The organism is Arthrobacter sp. B0427-1-12 (assembly GCF_059092905.1).
Genome location: NZ_JBNHIC010000173.1, coordinates 1 through 863 on the forward strand (window position 1 = coordinate 1; position 863 = coordinate 863).

General features: G+C 64.7%; 1 protein-coding gene. It reads left to right on the forward strand.

What is annotated here, in order from left to right; genetic code table 11:
* A partial coding sequence (locus tag AC5RWU_RS24400) for a thiamine pyrophosphate-binding protein (RefSeq protein ID WP_493986749.1) occupies positions 1-863 on the forward strand: 863 nt, incomplete at both ends.

Below are 863 nucleotides of genomic sequence, written 5' to 3' on the forward strand. Positions count from 1 at the left end.
TTCCAGGGCCACGCGTCTCCGGGCATGTACGCCCGTGCCTACCTTGAGGGGCGGCTGAGCGAGGAGGACCTGGACGGTTTCCGGCAGGAGAAGTCCAAGGAGGGGCACGCCCTGTCCTCCTACCCGCACCCCCGGATGATGCCGGAGTTCTGGGAGTTCCCGACGGTCTCGATGGGCATCGGCCCGATGAATGCGATTTACCAGGCCCAGTCCAACAGGTACCTGCACAACCGCGGTCTCAAGGACACCTCCGAGCAGCACGTGTGGGCGTTCCTGGGCGACGGCGAGATGGACGAGCCCGAAAGCCGCGGGCTGCTGCAGCTGGCCGCCAACGATAACCTGGACAACCTGACCTTCGTGGTCAACTGCAACCTGCAGCGCCTGGACGGGCCGGTGCGCGGCAACGGCAAGATCATGCAGGAGCTGGAGGCGTTCTTCCGCGGCGCCGGCTGGAACGTGATCAAGGTCGTCTGGGGCCGCGAGTGGGACGATCTGCTGGCCAAGGACCATGACGGCTCGCTCGTGAAGATCATGAACGAGACCCTGGACGGGGACTACCAGACCTACAAGGCCGAATCCGGCGGGTTCGTCCGGGAACACTTCTTCGGCAGGACCCCCCAGACCAAGGAGATGGTCGCGGAGCTGACCGACGAGCAGATCTGGAACCTCAAGCGCGGCGGCCACGACTACCGCAAGGTCTACGCCGCCTACAAGGCCGCGATGGAATTCAAGGGCAAGCCGACGGTCATCCTGGCCATGACCGTCAAGGGCTACGGTCTGGGCACGCACTTCGAGGGCCGCAACGCCACCCACCAGATGAAGAAGCTCACGCTCGAGGACCTGAAGAAGTTCCGCGACCACCT